Source organism: Pseudomonas sp. R151218B TE3479, assembly GCF_053629195.1.
The window spans coordinates 5,831,298-5,846,372 of record NZ_JBRJHV010000001.1; the positions used below are offsets into that span (position 1 = coordinate 5,831,298).

General features: G+C 58.3%; 17 protein-coding genes. 15 read left to right on the plus strand and 2 right to left on the minus strand.

Annotated elements, in window-relative coordinates; all coding sequences use genetic code 11:
- Nucleotide 1: 1 nt before the first annotated feature.
- On the minus strand, nt 2-1,288 hold the full coding sequence (locus AB7M32_RS25315) for a hypothetical protein (protein WP_454251745.1): 1,287 nt from the start codon (nt 1,286-1,288) through the stop codon (nt 2-4).
- Between the two features lie 315 nt (nt 1,289-1,603).
- Here AB7M32_RS25315 and AB7M32_RS25320 point away from each other — a divergent pair, with 315 nt between their 5' ends.
- From AB7M32_RS25320 to AB7M32_RS25370, 11 genes are all read left to right on the plus strand, one after another.
- Nucleotides 1,604-2,188: a hypothetical protein gene (locus tag AB7M32_RS25320; RefSeq protein ID WP_454251746.1), complete on the plus strand. Its 585-nt coding sequence runs from the start codon at nt 1,604-1,606 to the stop codon at nt 2,186-2,188.
- A gap of 10 nt (nt 2,189-2,198) precedes the next feature.
- Nucleotides 2,199-2,483 (plus strand): phage antirepressor KilAC domain-containing protein, encoded by a 285-nt coding sequence (locus AB7M32_RS25325; protein ID WP_072348346.1) that lies wholly within the window; start codon nt 2,199-2,201, stop codon nt 2,481-2,483.
- The gene (locus AB7M32_RS25330; RefSeq protein ID WP_232775347.1) at nt 2,470-2,649 is read left to right on the plus strand and encodes a hypothetical protein; all 180 of its coding nucleotides are present in this window, start codon (nt 2,470-2,472) and stop codon (nt 2,647-2,649) included. The genes AB7M32_RS25325 and AB7M32_RS25330 overlap by 14 nt, the downstream gene beginning before the upstream one ends.
- Nucleotides 2,642-2,965, plus strand: a complete 324-nt coding sequence (locus AB7M32_RS25335) for a pyocin activator PrtN family protein (RefSeq protein ID WP_454251747.1) — start codon at nt 2,642-2,644, stop codon at nt 2,963-2,965. The genes AB7M32_RS25330 and AB7M32_RS25335 overlap by 8 nt, the downstream gene beginning before the upstream one ends.
- A 44-nt stretch (nt 2,966-3,009) precedes the next feature.
- Entirely contained in the window at nt 3,010-3,426 is a 417-nt protein-coding gene (locus AB7M32_RS25340; protein WP_454251748.1) for a hypothetical protein, read from the plus strand.
- Nucleotides 3,423-3,644 carry a hypothetical protein gene (locus AB7M32_RS25345; protein ID WP_106271161.1) on the plus strand — a complete coding sequence of 74 codons (222 nt, stop codon included), beginning with the start codon at nt 3,423-3,425 and terminating at the stop codon, nt 3,642-3,644. The genes AB7M32_RS25340 and AB7M32_RS25345 overlap by 4 nt, the downstream gene beginning before the upstream one ends.
- Complete coding sequence (locus AB7M32_RS25350; protein ID WP_454251749.1) at nt 3,641-4,183, plus strand: phosphohydrolase; 543 nt, start codon at nt 3,641-3,643, stop codon at nt 4,181-4,183. Before AB7M32_RS25345 ends, AB7M32_RS25350 begins: the two co-directional genes overlap by 4 nt.
- The gene (locus tag AB7M32_RS25355) at nt 4,180-4,764 is read left to right on the plus strand and encodes a hypothetical protein (protein WP_454251750.1); all 585 of its coding nucleotides are present in this window, start codon (nt 4,180-4,182) and stop codon (nt 4,762-4,764) included. Before AB7M32_RS25350 ends, AB7M32_RS25355 begins: the two co-directional genes overlap by 4 nt.
- A complete protein-coding gene (locus AB7M32_RS25360) occupies nt 4,665-5,813 on the plus strand; it encodes a tyrosine-type recombinase/integrase (RefSeq protein ID WP_454252199.1) in 1,149 nt (382 codons plus the stop codon). Before AB7M32_RS25355 ends, AB7M32_RS25360 begins: the two co-directional genes overlap by 100 nt.
- 22 nt (nt 5,814-5,835) lie before the next feature.
- Nucleotides 5,836-6,381: a GTP cyclohydrolase I FolE gene (folE, locus tag AB7M32_RS25365; protein ID WP_010456659.1), complete on the plus strand. Its 546-nt coding sequence runs from the start codon at nt 5,836-5,838 to the stop codon at nt 6,379-6,381.
- 104 nt (nt 6,382-6,485) lie between these two features.
- Nucleotides 6,486-6,857 (plus strand): glutathione S-transferase N-terminal domain-containing protein, encoded by a 372-nt coding sequence (locus AB7M32_RS25370; RefSeq protein WP_454252200.1) that lies wholly within the window; start codon nt 6,486-6,488, stop codon nt 6,855-6,857.
- A 153-nt stretch (nt 6,858-7,010) separates the two neighbouring features.
- Here AB7M32_RS25370 and AB7M32_RS25375 read toward each other — a convergent pair whose 3' ends face one another.
- Nucleotides 7,011-8,177 carry an aminotransferase-like domain-containing protein gene (locus AB7M32_RS25375; protein ID WP_454251751.1) on the minus strand — a complete coding sequence of 389 codons (1,167 nt, stop codon included), beginning with the start codon at nt 8,175-8,177 and terminating at the stop codon, nt 7,011-7,013.
- 81 nt (nt 8,178-8,258) lie between these two features.
- Between AB7M32_RS25375 and AB7M32_RS25380 the strand changes: the two genes are divergently transcribed.
- From AB7M32_RS25380 to AB7M32_RS25395, 4 genes are all read left to right on the plus strand, one after another.
- The gene (locus AB7M32_RS25380; protein WP_060741128.1) at nt 8,259-8,696 is read left to right on the plus strand and encodes a MarR family winged helix-turn-helix transcriptional regulator; all 438 of its coding nucleotides are present in this window, start codon (nt 8,259-8,261) and stop codon (nt 8,694-8,696) included.
- A 332-nt stretch (nt 8,697-9,028) separates the two neighbouring features.
- Nucleotides 9,029-10,378: an NCS2 family permease gene (locus tag AB7M32_RS25385; protein ID WP_060741127.1), complete on the plus strand. Its 1,350-nt coding sequence runs from the start codon at nt 9,029-9,031 to the stop codon at nt 10,376-10,378.
- Between the two features lie 61 nt (nt 10,379-10,439).
- Entirely contained in the window at nt 10,440-11,069 is a 630-nt protein-coding gene (locus tag AB7M32_RS25390; protein ID WP_072406504.1) for a LysE family translocator, read from the plus strand.
- Nucleotides 11,070-11,200: 131 nt separating this feature from the next.
- The gene (locus tag AB7M32_RS25395; protein ID WP_454251752.1) at nt 11,201-14,926 is read left to right on the plus strand and encodes a calcium-binding protein; all 3,726 of its coding nucleotides are present in this window, start codon (nt 11,201-11,203) and stop codon (nt 14,924-14,926) included.
- Nucleotides 14,927-15,075: the final 149 nt, after the last annotated feature.

The window sequence follows — 15,075 nt, forward strand, 5'->3', positions numbered from 1 at the left end:
ATTAATGCTTGCCAATTGCACTGCCACCTGCAATAAGAACCTGCCGCGCCACATATTGAATGAGCTCAATATCGAACCTTAGCTGCTCAGCTTCTTTAGAGTAAGGTAATAATATCTTTACCTCAACATCCCTAGAATCCGATTTAGTATGTACAATCTTACAACGTATCTCATATATACGCCTTGCGACATCAGCCTTTATGTCATCTTCTGACATAATATTTATTTTATGATAAATAGATTTAGTTTTTACCGCAAAAAACTCCATTCGTTTTTCATCTGCCGTTATGAATTTTTTTAGCTCATCATTGAACAGACACTCGTCAATTACAGCTCGCAATTGAGATCTCTCGTCCCCAAATGCGCCACTCTTGCTTACGTGAATTGCATCCAGCAGCTGAGCCACATCAGAGTCCCGATCGGATCTAAACGCAGGATTTTTAAGTAATCTTTTTAGTTTCCTATGAGCCTCGGATTGTGAGTATCGTGGAAAATAAAACTCAATTACTTGATAAAAGGCGAGGTACTGGAGCAAAGGCATACCTACGGCTCCCCTACCGTACCAATAGAGAGAGAGAGGCGCTGAATCAAATTCTACTTTGGGATATGTTAGTACCGCTTCTTTATCCAATCTCGATTGACGCTGGTGAATAGACCCAACTCTTTTCAAAACCAAAGGAATATCAGACATTAAGTCCAGCTGAAACAGTAGCGAATTCGCTACTGTTGTAATGTAGTTCAGCGCCTCATCGTGCTGCTTAACTTTCAAATTGAAAATTTTTAGCGTGATAGTATTGGCACCACCGACTAGAATACTGAAAGCATCAGTCGGAAAGCCAAACTCTATGATTGGATCACCGTCCTCTACAGAAACATTCAACTTAAGGTTCTGCTTTCTAGCATCTCTAAGCGAAACCCCGAACAATCTTTGAGTTATAGCGTGGACAGATCGATTAGGACCCGCCAATTCAACCATCGCCTCAATAGTTCCTTTATCATAGTTACAAATTGCCTGCAAACCGGCTAAAAATACATATTGTTCAAAATCCACTTGCTCAAATAATAAAAGATCGTTCTCGTCCCAAATATTAACCGAACGAGTGTCGCGCCCAGACTTTAAGTAAAAGCAGTATTCCCCATTTCCTTCCTCGTCACGTTCTACTTGTAAATCAATCTTTGCGGCTTTGCATCGAGATTCCAATGCAGTTAAAACTCTTTCGAGGTCACCAGGAGGAAGCCGCCAAAAACGTTCCGGATCATCATCCACTTCCACTTCCACATCGCTCACTTAAAAAATCCTTCTCTCGCGGTTTCGGCATCAACCGATGGTAGCGCAACGTACGCGGCAGCGGAACATCAACCAAGCTTGACACAAATCAACTGTTGGTTGATATTCAACTCACTCTTCCACCACAGAGCGAGGCAAAACCATGCACACCACAGCATCCCTGCACGTCCATCCGGCCGTTGCCGACCTATCCCGCATCTTCGAAGTAAGGCGCCTAGCCCGCATCTACGGCTGCACCTTCATCCCATCTAAACCTAAGCAACATGCCCGTACCGCACCGACTTCCTTCGATCCAAACGACGGAGGCCGGGCAGCATGAGCAAATTCCTGATCGACAACCGCACACTGACATTGCTCAGCGCCCAGGTGAAGCTGAGCGGGACTTTCAATCACACCCTACGGTCAACGCCTCGACGCGATGTACTGGCATTTCGGTTGAAGGTTGAACGCAACAAGACGGACAGCACCTTCACCGTTGAGCTGGGCTCAGAGCGCCACACGCTGACTCTGCCCAACACCAAGAAAACTCACTTGAAACTGGCCGACTTCATTGAGGAGATCGTCAACGGCCCTTTTGACCTGTCTGGCAAACCCCACCTGCAACGACATGCCGAACGCGAGTACGGCGCTTTCAGCACCCAGCAGCGCGAACAAGTTTTCAGGTTGGTTTGTACGGGTGGGTTCATCGACCTGGACCTAGGTTTTGAACTGCCGATCCGGCTCGCTGTGCACCGGACTCGTACACGCTCGGGCATCACCGTAGTCATGAGCATCGGCGTCAAAAGCCCACGTACCAAGTGCTTCACCGTGTACGGCACCGACGCCGAGATGTACGAGCAGGTTTGCGAATCCATCAACCACCTGGCTGCGCTGGCGACACCCGCCGCGCACGCAGCTTAGGAGGTATGCCATGGAGCGCAACCTCGAAAAGACCGCCAAGCACTTCGGCCTGACCCGCCCCGCCCTGATCAAACTCATGCGTGAGAAGGGCCTGCTTACCGACCGCAACCTGCCGGCGTTCCCCGTTCGTGACCGTGAGTACCTGCGGGTCAAAGATAGCAATTGGTACCACGACACGCTGGGCATGCAGTACAGCCAATCGACACGCGTTCGGCAGGCCGGCATCCCATGGCTAGCGGAGCAACTGGGCCTCGACCTTCCTGCCATCCCGGCAGACAACCGTGACGTGGCCTAGGGAATACGCCCGCCAGATCATCGCCCTACGCACCCGAGAGGAGCGCAACGCCGCGCTCCTTGAGGTGCCGGAGCATCTGCGCGAGCTGACCAAACGCCATTGCCTGAATGCCTGGAACCACCCGGCCCGACACAAACGCATGGAGAGCCAAAAGCCTCATGAGTAACCAGCCTCAAAACCCGCTGCGCCTGATGCCAGCACCAGAAACGGCTACCGTCGAGCTGCTGTATCGCACCTTCGGCGACGTGCTTATCCCCCTCGAAAAGCTGCGCGTGCAGTACTTCCGCAACCTCAACGAGCAGTCGTTTGCAGCCGAAATCACCAGCGGCCGCATTCAACTGCCCGTGACCACGCTGGACAGCAGCCGCAAGGCACCGAAGTACGCGCATATCCGCCACGTCGCGGCACTGATCGACATCCAGGCCTACAGGGCCGATGAAGTCCACGCGAAGGCCCAGGCCGACGCAACCGAAGAAGCCTAACCGTAACGGCTGCCACCACCAGCCACCCACTAGGAGCACACCACATGACTGCAATTCAAATCTGCGCATTGATCGGCCTGATAGTCGGCGCGGCCCTCATCTACTGGACCGGCTACCGAGGAGGGCTAATTGACGGCCGCGTCGAAGGTATCGAAGAGGGCACGAACGACGAACGAGCCGCCAACGCCAAGACCATCCGCGAACTGGAGGCATCCCTCCAATTCATCCGTGCAGATCACAAGCACCTCGCAGCCCATGCGAAGCGGCTGAGAGAAAACCAAGCCTTCGGCCCTCAAGAGCGCCAAACGCTTATGCAGATCGCCGAAAAACTGAGGCTGGCCTCTGACACCTTCCGCGCCATGAGTTCGAAAGCACAGGCACAGCAGGCGCTCGACCTGCGCGAGAAAGCACTGGGCATGGCCGCTCTGCTGGATCAGGTCAAAGTGGAGGACGCAGCATGAGCCGTCATAGCCCGATGCTACGCCTCTCGCCTCAAGACGCCGGCGTGCTGTACCAGCAACACGCCAAAGCCACCGCCGAACTGCGCGAAGTGACTCGATTCCGCAAAGAGTTTGACCGGCAGCTGTCGCTGCTGATCGGCTACGACGCCCTGCGCAAGTTGCACAAGGACACCCAGAACGCCCTGCTGCTCGCCGACCTGGTCAAGGAGGCAGCATGAACTGGATCCTCACACAAACCGGCAAACGCTTTGACCTGTTCGAGCCCGACGCCGACATGATCGACCCACGGGACATTGCTCACTCGCTGGCTCACCTGTGCCGCTTCAACGGCCACACCCGCGAGTTCTACAGCGTGGCCCAGCATAGTTGCTTGGTTGCGGATCTGGTGCCGACCGAACACAAGCTCGCCGCCCTCCTCCACGACGCTACCGAAGCCTACATCGGCGACATGGTGCGGCCGCTCAAGCAATGGATGTGTGCCTACCGGGACGTTGAGGCCTGGATCTGGGACCGCATTTGCACCCGTTTCCGCCTCGATCAGGACCTGCCGGCATCCGTAACCCAGGCCGACCTGATCGCCCTGGCCACCGAACGCCGCGACCTGATGCCACCCGACCCGGCCACCTGGGATTGCCTTCTCGGCATCGAACCCGCGCCCGAACGCATCCGGCCGTGGTCACCCACCGAAGCCCGGCTCACCTACCACCAGCGCCTGATGGACCAACTCGCTATTGAACACCGGAGGAAAGCGGCATGAAGCAGGAACAGAACGCCCCTCAAACCCAGTCCGCTTTGCTCCGCAGCGCCAGTTGGGTCAATGCGCCTGTAAATAACAGCCTCTGCTGCGCAGCAGCAGGCATTACTGCTTCTTTCCAAGCCACTGCCGGGGCACTTATACCCCACGAAAGGCTGCGCCGGGCAGAAGCATCTGAAGCCACGCTGATAGCTCAGAACCGCCAGCCCGCTCAGCCTGCCTTGGGGTATACGCACTTCGACACCGCAGCGGATCCGCCACCGCTGCAGTACCAAGTGGACAAGATTCCCGAGGACAAAATGGCCGAGTTGGTCGGTACGACCCGCCGAGCATTGCAGGGCAAACGCGCCAGAGGGGTCATCCCTAAAGGCGTCTGGAACACCATCGACAACCGCATCTATTACAGCATCAGGAGATATGAGGCATGGCTCGAAAGCCAATGGGATTGCCCACCGGAGTTGAATTTGTCGGCCAGTCCGTCAGGATTCGCTTCACCTGGAACGGGCAACGCCGTTGCGAAACCCTCCCCTATCCCCAGACACCGAAAGGCATTAAAGCGGCATCCGATCTACGCGCTAACGTAACCAGTCTGATCAAGCATGGCGTTCTCGACGACCAACGCTATGCCGAGCTGTTTCCCAACTCCACTTATGCTACCTACTCGGCTACTCCCCGCTTCGGGGAGTATGCCCAGGAGTGGTTAAACAGTCGGGAGGTGGTAGCAGGCACACGCAAGAACTATCGAGCGTCCCTCAATTTGTACTGGATGCCCCACTTGGCTCTGTTGCCCATGGACGGCATCACCTCAGTGCTATTGCGTAAAATTGTAGCCAACACTGAATGGAAATCGCCGGGCGTTAAACGCTCGGCAATCCAGCGGCTGACGACAGTGTTCAGCACCGCCGTCAAAGACGGCCTGATCAATCGCAACCCGGTCGAGTCCATCGAGCTTCCCGTGAAAACGAAAAAGCCCATCGACCCCTTCACGGTGGCGGAGGCCAACGCCATCATCGAACACCTATATAAGACGCTGAACCATTCGATGCGGATCTATGCGGCTTACTTCGAGTTCGCCTTCTATACCGGCATGCGCCCTAGCGAGATAGCAGCCCTCCGGTGGGACGAGGTAGACAAACAGAAACGCTTAGCCACCGTGTGTCGGATCGTCGCGGACTATAAGATTGAGGAGCGCACCAAAACCCGCAATGAACGGCAGGTGATGCTCAATAGCCGCGCCATGCACGCCATTGAGGTTGCAGAGCAAATCGCCGAGCAACGTGCGAAACAGAGCCGTAGGAAGCAGCAGAAGTCGCCCTATGTGTTCCCACCCACGAAAAATTTCGAGTTCATCCAGCAGTCCAGCGTCACTGACAAACACTTCCAGGCGGCACTGACCGAATTGGAGATTCGCGCCCGTCGGCAATACAACTGCCGACACACATACGCTACCATGTGCCTCATGGCGGGTATGAACCCTGCATTTATTGCCACTCAGCTGGGTCACAGCGTTCAGATGTTGCTCTCGACCTATGCCCGATGGATCAATTCCAGCACCGACTGGGGCGAACTCGGGAAACTCGAAAACAGCTTGATTGGTACAAAATTGGTACAGACAGAACAAGTACCCTCCTGAAACCCTTATGGAATCAGCCTCTGTGACACTGGAACAGAACTACACCGCGATTCTCGGCCAACTGGGCGAGGACGTTTCCCGCGAGGGCCTGCTCGATACGCCCAAGCGCGCTGCCAAGGCCATGCAGTACCTCTGCCGCGGTTATGAACAAACGCTGGAAGAAGTCACCAACGGTGCCTTGTTCAGCTCCGATAACAGCGAGATGGTGCTGGTCAAGGACATCGAGTTGTACTCGTTGTGCGAACACCACCTGCTGCCTTTCATCGGCAAGGCCCACGTGGCCTACATCCCGAGCGGCAAGGTGCTGGGGTTGTCGAAAGTCGCGCGCATTGTCGACATGTATGCGCGGCGCCTGCAGATCCAGGAAAACCTCAGCCGCCAGATCGCCGACGCGGTCCAGCAAGTGACCGGCGCCCTGGGTGTGGCGGTGGTGATCGAGGCCAAGCACATGTGCATGATGATGCGCGGTGTGGAAAAGCAGAATTCCTCGATGATCACTTCGGTGATGCTCGGCGAGTTCCGGGAAAACGCCGCCACTCGCAGCGAATTCCTCAGCCTCATCAAGTAACCCGTCGCGTGAAGAAAACCGGCATTGATCGCCGGTTTTTTTTCGCCGGTGAAAAATCAGGTAAGCTGCGCGCCCTCCTCTTCCCCGCCGCGAGGCTGAATACCGTGATCGTCAAAGCGCTTCGAGTTGGCCTGGGCCAGCTCATCATCCTCATCGACTTCATCACTCGCCCAAGCAGGAAACAGCGCCCGGCCGAGGCCCAGGCGCAGGTCGACCAGGCCGCCCGCAGCCTGACGCTCTATCAGTTCCACGCCTGCCCGTTCTGCGTGAAGACCCGCCGCACCTTGCGCCGCCTCAACGTACCGGTGGCGCTGCGCGATGCGAAAAACAACGCCCAGGATCGCCAGACGCTGCTGGAACAAGGCGGCAAGATCAAAGTGCCGTGCCTGCGTATTGAAGAAAATGGCGAGACCACCTGGATGTATGACTCCAAGGTGATCATTGAGTATCTGGATAAGCGGTTCTCTGCAGCCTGACCATTTTCTACTGTGACTACTGGCCTCATCGCGAGCAAGCTCGCTCCCACAGGGGCCGGTGTTGATTGAAAATCTGCAATCATCCACAAATCCCCTGTGGGAGCGAGCTTGCTCGCGATGGGGCCCGGACAGCCACCACAAAGCCCCCTGATATCAAGCCGCTTTTGCAGCCAACGCCTCCCGCACCACCCCCGCCAACCGCTTGAGCCCTTCATCCAGCCGCGCCGGGTCGATGTGGCTGAAGTTCAAGCGCAAGTGCCCCGGATGCAGGTCCGGCTCGGGGAAGAACGGCTCCCCCGGCATGAACGCAACGTCGGCCGCCAGCGCGGCGGCGAGCAAGGTGCGGGTGTCCAGCGGTTGCCTGAGGGTCAGCCAGAAAAACAACCCGCCCTGGGGCACGTTCCAGTCCGCGATATCAGAGAAATGCTTTTGCAACGCTGCCTGGAACCGGTCGCGACGGTCCCGGTAGAAATCCCTCAATTCGCTCAAATGGCTGCGGTACTGTTCGGTACCAATCCATTGCAGCGCCTGCCACTGACCGATGCGGTTGGTGTGCAGGTCCGCCGACTGCTTGAGCCGCAGCAGGTGCGGGAACAAATCCGGGCTGGCGATCAGGTAGCCCACCCGTAGCCCCGGCAACAGGGTTTTCGACACGGTACCGGTGTAGATCCAACTGGCCTTCTTCAAGCGACTGACGATCGGCGTGGCACTGCCGCCATCGAACGTCAGCTCGCGGTAGGGTTCGTCCTCGATCAGGGTGACGCCAAACTCATCCAGCAGCGCCGCCACGGCATCGCGCTTGGCTTCGCTGTAGCGCACCGCCGAGGGGTTCTGGAACGTCGGAATCAGGTAGATGAACGCTGGCCGATGCTGCTCCAGGCGGGCCCGCAACTGGTGCAGGTCTGGGCCGTCGGCCTCAAGGGGCACGGTGATGCAGTCGGCGCCGAACAGTTGGAAAATCTGCAACGCCGCCAGGTAGGTCGGCGCTTCGAGCATCACTTCAGTGCCCACGTCGATGTGCAGCTTGGCCGCCAGGTCGAGGGTTTGCTGGGAGCCGCTGACCACCAACACCTGACTCGCCTCACAGGCCACACCCAGCCCCCGCGCCTGGGCCGCCAGGGCTTCGCGCAGGGCCGGTTCGCCTTCGCTCATGCCGTACTGGCCCATGGACAACGGCATGGCCGTCCATTCCACCTTCGGCAGCATGGCTTCGGCCGGCAGGCCGCCGGCGAACGACATCACTTCAGGGCGCTGCGCCGCCGCGAGGATTTCTCGAATCAAAGAACTTTTGAGGCGCGAGACACGTTCGGAAAAAGCCATGGGGTCACCTGTAGCGGGTCGCTGGAAGAATGAGTCAAACTGATTGACCGAAATTACTCCGACCTCTCTGGATACGTCAACATGATTGACCTTAAAAACCCGACTTCCCAACAAATGGCCATGGAAGCGTTTTTCTTCGGTTACCAGGCGTTCACTGCCAAGGCCGATGAAATGCTCGAGCGTCGTGGATTGAGTCGGGTCCACCAGCGCATCGTTTTTTTCATCGCCCGCTACCCGTCCTTGAGCGTGAAGGAATTGCTGGCCCTGCTCGGGGTGAGCAAGCAGGCGCTGAACATGCCGTTGCGGCAGTTGATGGAAATGCATCTGGTGAACAGCGTCGCGTCCGAGACTGACAAGCGTAAGCGGCTGTTGGAGCTGACGGCCGAGGGCGAGCGGTTCGAGCAGGCGTTGCGGCGTGAGCAGGTGAAATTGCTGGAGCGGGTGTTTGCCGAGGCTGGGGAGGCTGCGGTGAATGGATGGTTGGCGGTGAACCTGGCACTGGGCAAGTCTGGCGACTGAAGGCGCCTGATCCGACGCTATCGCGAGCAAGCTCGCTCCCACAGGGGACGTCGCCAGACACAAATCTTGCATTCACCAAAGCCCATTGTGGGAGCGAGCTCCCTCGCGATAGCGCCCGCAAGGTCGATATATCCCTATCACCCGACATTTCGTCGACAACACAGAAAACATTATTTGCATTATTTGTATACAAAAGCATAATTCGCTTCGTGCGAGTTCCTGACCAAAAGGTCAACATACTTCGCCAGCCTTACCTGCCTCAGCGCATCGCAGCCACCCCAAGGCGTTTGCGGTGCTGGAAATAACAATAAGACTCTTGAGGAGTACTCGCTGTGGAAAGCCGCAAACCCGAAGCCCGGACGCTGGACCTCTCGCCGCCACTACGCAGTGGCTGGCTGGAACGCCTCTTCAAACTCAGCTTGCATGGCACCACGGTGAAGACCGAGCTGATTGCCGGCCTGACAACCTTCATCACCATGGCCTACATCATCTTCGTCAACCCCAACATCATGGCCGACGCCGGCATCGATCACGGTGCCGCCTTCGTCGCCACCTGCATCGCCGCCGCCCTGGGCTGCCTGTTGATGGGCCTGTACGCCAACTGGCCGGTGGGCCTGGCACCGGGCATGGGCCTGAACGCGTTCTTCACCTACACCGTGGTCGGGACCATGGGCTACAACTGGGAAACCGCGTTGGGCGCAGTGTTCATTTCCGGTGTGCTGTTCATGATCCTGACCCTGTCACGGGTGCGCGAGTGGCTGCTCAACAGCATTCCGGTGAGCCTGCGGTTCGCCATGGGTGCGGGGGTCGGGTTGTTCCTCGGGCTGATCGGCCTGAAAACCGCCGGGATCATCGTCGACAGCCCCGCCACCCTGATCAAGCTCGGTTCGTTGCGTGAGCCCGGTCCGTTGTTGGCTGCGGTGTGCTTCCTGATGATCGCCGTGCTCAGTTACCACCGCGTGTTCGGGGCGATCCTGATCAGCATCATCGCCGTGACCCTGGCCGGTTGGGGCCTGGGGTTGGTGCAGTACAACGGCGTCATGTCGACCCCACCCAGCCTGGCCCCGACCTGGATGGCGATGGACGTGGCCGGTGTGTTCAACGTCAGCATGATCAGCGTGGTGCTGGCCTTCCTGTTCGTGCACATGTTCGACACCGCCGGCACCTTGATGGGCGTTGCCCAGCGCGCCGGCCTGGTGAAAGCCGATGGCAAGATCGAGAACCTGTCCCGCGCCTTGAAAGCCGACAGCGCCTCCAGCGTATTCGGCGCCATGGTCGGTGTGCCGCCGGTGACCAGCTACGTGGAAAGCGCCGCCGGTGTGGCCGCCGGTGGCCGCACGGGGCTTACCGCCGTGACCGTCGGTGTGCTATTTATTGCCGCCATGTTCTTCGCGCCGCTGGCCGGGATGATCCCGGCCTACGCCACGGCCGGCGCGTTGATCTACGTGGCCATGCTGATGATGGGTGGTATGGCCCACATCGAATGGGACGAACCGACCGACAGCATTCCGGCCATCGTCACGGCCATCATGATGCCCCTGACGTTCTCGGTCGCCGACGGTATCGCCCTGGGGTTCATCACCTACGTGGTTCTCAAGGCCGGTACCGGTAAACACAAGGAAATCTCCGTCAGCCTGTGGGTGCTCTGCGCGATCTTCATCGCCAAGTTCATCTTCTTGTAAGCGATACCGTATCCACCCGCCTCACCCTTGGGTGAGGCTTTTGTCCATCAGGAGCAAAGCAATGAATCTGGAAACCTGGCTGTTGTTCAGTGGCGCCGCCTTGGTGGTGATCCTCATCCCCGGCCCGCTGTCGCTGTTGATGATCGGCAACAGCCTGAACTATGGCCTGCGTCGCTCGTATCCGGCATTCCTCGGCGGGGTGATCGCGTCGATCTGCCTGCTGAGCGCTTCGGCGCTGGGGCTCGGTGCGTTGCTGCTGGCGTCGGAACAATTGTTCAGCGCCCTGAAAATCGTCGGTGCCCTGTATCTGTTCTACCTCGCCTGGCAGAGCTGGCAGCAATCGCGGCAACCTGCCCAAGGCGCCGAAGTGCCCCAGGCCGCCGCGGTGCCGCGTTTCCGCGCGTTGTTCGGCCGGGCCTTCGTGCTAGGCGCCAGCAATCCGAAGGACATCCTGTTCTTTGCCGCGTTCCTGCCGCAGTTCTTGAGCGCCGAACAACCCTTCCTGCCGCAACTGCTGATCATGATCGCCACCTGGACCGTACTCGACCTGCTCTGCAAGCTGGCCTACGGCCTCGGCGCCCACGGCGCGGCGCGCTATCTGCGTACCGGCAAAGGCCAGAGCTGGTTCAATCGCATCAGCGCGGGCCTGTTTGGCGGCGCGGGTGCAGCCTCCTTAATGTCCGCCCACTGAGCCCTCGGCTTTGCGAATGCCTTTGTGTGCGGCATTCGCAAAACATCGCAACAACCCATCGATATACAGCACTCGGGAAAACACCTTACATAGAGGGCCAATTCAAACATCGTTGAACAAGGAAGTTCACAATGGCCCAACTTATAGCGCCCTCTTCCGCTACTGACGACCGGGGTGTCGTCATTAGCGATATTGTCTTTCAGGCCAATGAGCATACGATCGAGACGCTCGACTTCAAAGTCGCCGATCAATCGCAACTCAATCCGGAACACAAGCACCGGCAAGCCCAACTCGAAGTCGTCGACAAACTTTACGGTCCGCTCCAGATCGGCTCCGTAGCCGTGACCCGCTCCGCCCTGAATGCACTGGGTGCAACCACTGACGGTCAGGTATTGAACGGTGAAAACAGTTTCTTTCGCATCGCCAGTCGTTTTTTCCTGGACTCACTGCAGTTCAATGCAGCGGATGTCGAAACTCATATAAAACTGACCGCCGATGCAAACGACTACCGCCTGCCGACATTGCTTTTTGAAATAGCCAGCCAACGCTCACGCTCTGCGCGCCCATTATTAAGAGCCAACCTTGCAGTACAGACTGAAGCGGGCAGTTATCACAATATCCTGGAAAAACTCCTGAAGTCTGCACAGGGCCTCGACCCTCATCAGTTTGCCCAGACTTCACTGAACTGGGTAAACAAGACCAAGAGCCAGATCCTCATCCCCACCGGCCTGGGACTCCAGGCCTTCGGAATCTACAGCGGCCTGCGCGGCCTGCAAGACGCCATCCGCAACAAGGACGACTACCAGACCCTGTTCAACGGCGCCAGCGTGGCCGCCGAAGTGGCTTCCTTGGGCGTCGAAGCGCTGGTGACCCGACAAGCCACGCAAATGATCCGGGCCGGTCAGCGCTCCCTGGGGGATTTCGCGAAAACCACCTTCGCGACTCGACTGGCCCGGGGGAGTGGGCTGATTGCCAGCGTGTTGACCCTGCCTTTCGATATCGTCTCTGCAGTTGACGCTTTCAAGGCCGCCGCCAACGCGAGTGGCAAAGCGGCCACCGATCATTACGTCAGCGCCGCCTTGAGCGTCACCAGCGCCGCCATGACCCTGACCATCGGCTTGGCCGCACTGGCGGGCTTCAGTTCAGCCGGTCCGGTGGGCCTTGCCGCCGGGCTTATCCTGGTGGTCGGGTCACAGGTCTGGGGGGCGATTCGCCAGGTCGATGAGATCGACGACTACATAACCCTCAGTGCCCACGAGCGCCTGCGAACGGGTTGGTTCGCCTTCTGGACAATCAGCCCTGACGACGATATCCAGGAGCGCTACACCCTCGCCAAGGCGACCGCCGAACACACCAGGCAACTGCGTGCCAACGCCTTGAACTTGCTCAAGGGGCCGTTGAAAGACAGCACCGAGGCGATCGTGAACGGTCGATTCACCGTGGAACTCGAGCGAGTGACCTACAACACCTGGAACTGGTGGACCGGCGAAAAGTATCAGGCAACGAACACGCGCCCGAAAATCAAGGACAGCGATGACTGGATTGATGCCCGCCAAGGCGTCACGCTCGAAACGCCTGGCGCAGTCATCGAAGCGGCGGCGGAGCACAAAGGCATCCGTTGGTATATCGGCGGCGGCAATGACACGGTTTTCGGGGTTGAAAACAAGCCGAACGTTTTCCACTACGGGTCAGGCGTCAAGCGGCTGAGGGGCGGCGCGAAAGACGATGTATTCGTTTTCGAAGGCTCGACATCCATTGCCCCAGGTGACGAAGTACCTGCGCCGAACCGGCTGGTCGGTGACTCGGGTAACGACACGTTGATACTGGCCGGCAATCCCGGCCATGGCCAGGTGCCGCGACTGGGTTATCACATCGACCTGGAGGCAGGGCAGGCGTCCATCATCACTCAGGAAGCTCCCAAGACCGAAAGCGGACAGTATCGACACGCGCTTCTTGAAGGCATCGAACATGTGGAAATCCTTGAGGGCGGCACCCATGTCATCAAGGGCAGCGCCGGCGCGAACATCATCAAGTCCCGGGGCAACGATCTCATCGAGGCCGGCGCGGGAGACGACCGGATATTCATTCTCGGCGGCAACAACCGCAACGCCGACGGCGGGCCCGGGGACGATGCCTACGTCATCGCCCATAAACCCGGCCACGTATCGATCACCGAGGACGGCATGGGCAGCAGCGTCATTTCCCTGGACTGGCGCGCTGACCTGATTGAAAGCTGGGTGATCGAGCAGGGCAATCTGGTGATCACGTCGTGCTTCGATGGCAATGACTGGGAATCACGCAAAGTCACCCTCAACAATGTCTATGCCGATACGGACTATCCAAGAGCATTACAGAACACCCGCCTGACCTTCACGACAAAGGACGGCTTCCACTGGGTGCCAGACATGCCGGAGACGCTGGAGCACGACAGCCCCCTCGTCATTGAAGCGATCATGGTGCAACACGGCATCCCCCGGAACCCGGCCATCCTCAATGACCGAAGCGAGCGCTGGGTGGCCCACGATAAGGACACGAGCTACTACGTTTCCCGGTTGATTGAATTCACCACGCTCAAGGTGAGACAGAAAAGTGAGTATTGCACCACGCTTCACCTGGACTATGCCCATAGCGAACTGACCCGGGTCGAAGCTCACTACAACGCCTATGTCATCCAGGAAGACGGAGGGGACACGGTGAAATATGGTGAGTGCGGTCTCACCCTGGATTTTGGCAGTCGCCGTGTCGTCCTGAACAACCTGGCCCGTTCCGATGAGCGCTACAGCGCGCGGACAAAGACCACCGGGCGACGTGCGTTTTCCGCATTGGATTCGCAGCACACGTTTATCCTGATCATGCGCGACGGCGCCTCCTACCGCCTGGCCATCCCCACCCCCGACCCCGCGCGGTTGCTGGATAAGGGATTCATCGACAAGGATCCGGTGCAATGGAAGACACAAGCCCCCCTTTCACTCACGCCGACCAGAAAGCACTACGCGTTTCTCCAGCCCCTGGATAAGAAGCCCCATCCCATGGGCAGCCAGGCCACTTGCGCGATGCTCACGCCAGCCGTTGAGCAGACCGGTATCGAAGTGCTGACAGGCCAAGGCTCCACGTACCTTGTCCACCTGAGCCCGGGCATGACACTACGGCTGACCACGCCAGGCGCGCTGGCCGGCGCCAATCCCCGACTGCCCCAGGCATCCACTTGGGAACTCGACGCCACCCGCCTCGGGGAGGTCGAGATCAAACTGGCCAATAACCTGCTGCAGATAGGCACGACGATCCTTCATCTACCCGCCTATGCAGAGGACGACCTCGTCGACCAGATACGCGTCATCACGGCCCAGGGGGTCGTCCATGCAGTCGACAGCCTGTTCGAGCGCGTCTATGTAACGGCACTGGACGGCCGGTATTTTTCGCCCCCGGTCGATCCCGAAGCCGCCCTGCCCCCGGAATTGTCACGGTTAGCATCGGCACAACTGAGGGTATCCAACATGGCGCTCAAAGATGGCTCGCCTGGCTCACTGAGTTATCACCTCAAGGCGCGCCGGTGGACCCTCGATACCGATGAATCCCGGGCCATCGCCGCAACGAGGCTAAGAAAAACCAACTTGTGCGATCACCATCTCAGCCTTTATCAGGACCTGGCTCGCGAAGGGCTCAGCCAGAACCCACCCCTGGATGACGAGACGCTGCGCTTGTTGCGCGAACAGTGCGTGAAATGGGCCGAAGGCACGACGTTGAACAAGTCACTGATGCTTGCGCAGGCCATCGCGCTGAGCCCGACTTTTGGCCTGGAACTTCCTCATTGGCGCTGGCTGCTCTCCCCAGGCGAGATCGTCTCCAGACAGAGCTAGCCCTGACGAGCGGCTGCGAACGTCTCTTGCAGACGCAATACATATGTACTGCACCCGCCCGTTGATTTTCCAAGAACATCTTCCAGCGCGTTGCCCGTCAATCCACACGACGGGCGACGACGTATTCATTGTCCATACTTTTCAAATTC